Annotated in this window: 3 protein-coding genes; all 3 read right to left on the bottom strand. The window is 39.2% G+C overall.

Features of this window, described 5'->3' with window-relative positions:
- Positions 1-808, bottom strand: an 808-nt coding sequence (locus tag UXI14_RS17900) for an insulinase family protein (protein ID WP_335967337.1), incomplete at its 3' end; no start/stop codon positions are given.
- A gap of 15 nt (positions 809-823) precedes the next feature.
- Entirely contained in the window at positions 824-2,242 is a 1,419-nt protein-coding gene (locus UXI14_RS17905) for a RagB/SusD family nutrient uptake outer membrane protein (RefSeq protein ID WP_335967338.1), read from the bottom strand.
- An 11-nt stretch (positions 2,243-2,253) separates the two neighbouring features.
- The coding region (locus UXI14_RS17910; protein WP_335967339.1) for a SusC/RagA family TonB-linked outer membrane protein at positions 2,254-4,623 on the bottom strand (2,370 nt) is incomplete at its 5' end.

Consider the following 4,623-nt stretch of genomic DNA (forward strand, 5'->3'; position numbering starts at 1 on the left):
TTTCATTACAGTCCAAACGTGGTCTCGGTTTTTTTATAGTTTTAGAAGCAGAAAATTTTTTCTTTATCTCATTTTCCAAACCATTGATATCTTTTATGTTCCCCATAATGACCAATGCCATTAAATCTGGACGGTACCAATCGTTATAAAACCGTATCAAACGCTTATGTTCAAAGGTGTTAATATGATGAGCATAATCTTTGGGGAACTTTCCCCCGCATCCCATTAATCTCGAATCCAAAATATGGTTCATGCTGGTTACGGAAGTCTTCCCTCCCCTAAATTCGGATTCATCCAAAAACGGAGAACGTTCGCTATCTATATAGATCGGTTTAAATTCTAAATCCCAAATAATATCCCGAAATAAGCGAAAAGATACTGTTTGAGCTTTATGGTTATGATTTGGAAGAATAAACCTAAACTCTGTATATTCCCCTGATGTCAGTGCATTAATGGCATTTGGCTTAATACCTAATTGATTGAACAATTCCGATCCATACAGCATTCTAGTCGATATGTGCTTGCCTGCTTTTAACGCTATATGTTCCATAAAATGTGCAAACTCATATTGATCCGGGTCTTCCTGGTTAAACCCGGCCTTAACAATAAGCCTCATGTCTATTTCTTTAGATGCAGTATTAATGGATTTGATATAATAAGTAAGCCCATTGGGTAATCTCCCGTATCGTATACCGGGATCTAAGGGTATGGTATCCCGATAGGTCAATGAATACATCGGAAGAGAGCTCCAAATGAAAACATTAATAAGTAATTTGAAAAAAATATCTTTTATGATCTGATCCTTCATAATATTCAGCTGAATTTAATATCCATTATTTTGTGTCAGGTTCGGGTTTTTACTTATTTCGCCCTCCGGTATGGGATATAATGCATCCAGGTCCTGCCAGGATGTTTTTATGGGGCTTAACACGGTTGATATCCTTCCGGTACGTTTTAAATCCAACCATCGATGCCCCCACTCGGTAAACAGTTCCCTTCTTCGCTCGGTACTTATAGAGTCTAACAAGGCCTTTTGATCGATTCCGGGAGCTATATTTGAAATTAAGCTTAGATTAGCCCGTTCCCTGATCCTGTCCAGATCAGCTATAGCTCCAAGCAATTTACCCTGATGTGTACGCGCTTCACATCGTATAAGATATTGTTCGGCAAGTCTTAACACCATGGAGTATTCTGTAATCTCTCCAGAAGAAGCATATTTTACCTTGTATTTAAAAGGATGGTAAAATGTATTGCTTTCTGTAGAAAAGGTATGTATCCAACTAGTGAGTCGAGCGTCTTCCTTAGAGAAGGATTCCACAAAATTGTTTGATAACGAAACTGGTGTAGCGTAATTAGGGTTTTCTAATATAATAAACAGGTTGCCTTCTTTAGTATGTGCCAACGAGGATCCAGAGCCTATTGGGGATATCTGCCAAATGGCTTCTTTGCTATTGGCCAAAAAAACCCGACCCATATCATCCAAAAGTTCGTAGGTTTGAGATTCCAAAATAACTTGGTTGCTCAAAGTTTCGGCACGATCCCAATTCCCTTTGTATAAATGCACCCTTGCCAGTAAAGCCATAGCAGTAAACTTATTGGCTCGTGTACGTTCACCGTCTTTATAGGTATTCCCCAAAACAGCTACAGCATTCTCCAAGTCGTCTATCATGAGGCTGTATATTTCATCTATAGTATTTCTCGATGCCAAGGCATTTTTCCGGTAATCCGGGGTTAGTATCAATGGAACTTCGCCATATAAATTAACGAGGTAGAAATACACGAAGGCACGTACAAACCGTACTTCTCCCGTTAGTTGAACTTCCATTTCTGCCGAGACCCCCTCAGATTTTTGCAAACCGTCCAATACGGCATTGCACATGTAAACAATGTTGTATGCGCTGGACCAGAGATTGAGGTTGGAAGAATTTTGAATAGAAATTTTATTTTGTTCGTATTCAATCAAGTCATCGTCCAATATGATGGTCCGAAGGTTATCTGCAGATAGCCCTGCCAGCACTTGGGTCGAATTTCTTCCGCCTCCTGAAAAATAAGACCGAAACAATTCATTATATATGCCCACTACGGCACTGTTTGCCGTAGTGTTATCATTAAAAACAGTCTCACTCACAATTTTATGATCCGGGATTTCTACATCAACAAAATCTTCACAGGAAGAAAGTAAACTACAAATCAGGACAAAAAGTGTCTGATACAGATAAATATCGAATAATTTAAATTTCATGTCGTTAGTGTTTAAAGGTTTAATTGGATTCCACAAGTAACCGTTTGTAATGGGGGCAAGACTTGTCCCCCTTGGGGATCCAAACCGTTATAATCTGTAATTGTAAATAGGTTTTGAGTATGTACAAATAGGGTGCATTTCTGAATTTTATACCTATTTAAAATACTAGGCGGAAGTTGGTAGGACAAAGACAACGTTTTTAATCTTAAAAAAGAGGCATCACCAATGGCAAGGTTACTTTTTATAGCATTGGAGTAAGCCCGGTTTGCTGTGGTCAATTGCGATAATTTTTGAATACCAGTGACATTTTCACTTCCCGTCCAGGCATTAAGTACATCGGTCGATTTATTTCCATAAGTTCCCGGAGCAGTTAGTGCAGCTAAATGAGTGTAATTATCTTGCTTTATGAACTCGAACAGGAATTGTAATGAAAGCCCTTTATAAACAATGTTATTACTAATTCCCCCATAATATTTCCTGTCAAGGTTTTTTATAATGGCACGATCATCAAAATTATATTTGCCGTCTTCATTGAGGTCCCTTACCTTATATAGCCCGGTTTTAGGGTCAATACCGTCATATTGATAGAGCAGGGCGATGTTTAACGGCTGTCCTACCTTATATTTATTCCTGTATGAAGTTTGATCGAGACTTTTAAATGCTACTAATTCCGTTTCAGGAAAAGTAAGGTTTAAAAAGGTCTGCCAGCTAAAGTCTTTAACATTGAAATTAATTGTGGATAGCTCTATCTCCCATCCCGTATTCTGAACGGTTGCGGGAAGGTTGGCTTGAACGGAAGTAAAACCTGTTATCGCAGGAAGAGGATACCCGACCAGTTGATTTGATGACCTATTTTTATACCAGCTAATGCCTAAATTTATGCGATCCCTAACGAACCCCAATTCAAGTGCCGTTTCTAATTTCTTATTAACTTCCCATGAGTAATCGGGATTGGTAAGTTGCGTGGGGTACAACCCTCTAGGGCCAGGAGTGGGCTGGTAAGTATCCAGATAACCATAATCGGGTATCTGGTCACTTCCGGTGGTTCCATAACTTCCCCTTAACTTCCCAAAGCTTAAAAAAGGAAGGAGTCTTTTAATAAGCCCTTCTTCGGAGAATATCCAGGCGCTGCCAACGGCACCGAAATTGGCAAAACGTTTATCAGGCCCAAACCGGGAAGAACCATCCCTTCTGCCAGTTAGGTTGATAAAATATTTTTTATCCCAATTTGCCCCCAACCGGCCAAAAATGGCATTATAATTATATTCAATATTTTCATTTGCTTGCACCTGGACCTGATCAGCAGCGGCCAGGTTTCCCATCAAATTCTCATCACTATAACCGGTCCCCACCGAAAGTAAAAGATCGTTTTGACTATTTTGAAAGGTAAAACCTGCTAATGTCCTTAAATTAAATTTTCCAAAATTTCGTTCATATTGGATCTGAGGCTCAATGATCCATGATAGCCTTTTGACAAGTGAGTGGGTAGAAGATGAATTCACCACATCCCAATATATGGGATTGTAAGCCAATTTAGGTGTTTTAATGACCTCTTCGTTATTGAGGCTGGAATATCCTAAACTTGCTTTTAACTTCAATCCCTTCATGAACTCATAGGAGGCCCCCATATTAGATAGAAGACTGTTGGTTTTAATTTCCTGGGGTTTATATAACTCGGAAAAAGGATTTCCCCATATCCAATCTGTCCAATTCAGACTACCATCCCCATTATATATGGCAGGGCCGTTTGGGGGTAATGTTAAGGCATAATTTATTAAATTAACACTGTTAAATAACGTGTTATTGTCTATACCATAATTTATAGATAAATTGATATGAAACTTTTGATTTATGGAACTATGATTTAAGCTTAAATTTGCTGTAAACTTGTTATATCCAAAATCTCCAGGAAAAACCGTACCCTCTTTATGATAAGATCCGCCCAACAAAAAAGAGGTGGTCTCGTTCCCACTGGATATTGCCAAATTCGTATCGGTCACCTCCGATGCTCCTCCAAAAAATACATCTTGCCAATCTGTATAACGCTGTTGGTCCTCCCACAATAAGTCAGGGGCATTTCGTTGGGTAGGTTCAACCCCGTCATTTTCGAATGCCTTTTTTCGCATAGCTATATATTGCGGGGTATTTAATAGTTTCATTCTGTTAGGAACAATTGAGATTCCCGAATATAGTTTAGTCTCAAATCGAAGTTTTCCATCATTTCCATGCCCCTTCTTGGTAGTTATCAGCACTACTCCATTAGCACCCCGGGATCCATAAATAGCCGTGGCATCGGCATCCTTTAAGATTTCTATAGTCTCAATGTTTGACAGGTTTAATGAGCTAAGAGGGTCGATACCGGCCACGTCAGTTAATGCCCC

Origin of the sequence: Galbibacter sp. PAP.153, assembly GCF_037029175.1 — a bacterium.
GTDB lineage: Bacteria > Bacteroidota > Bacteroidia > Flavobacteriales > Flavobacteriaceae > Galbibacter > Galbibacter pacificus.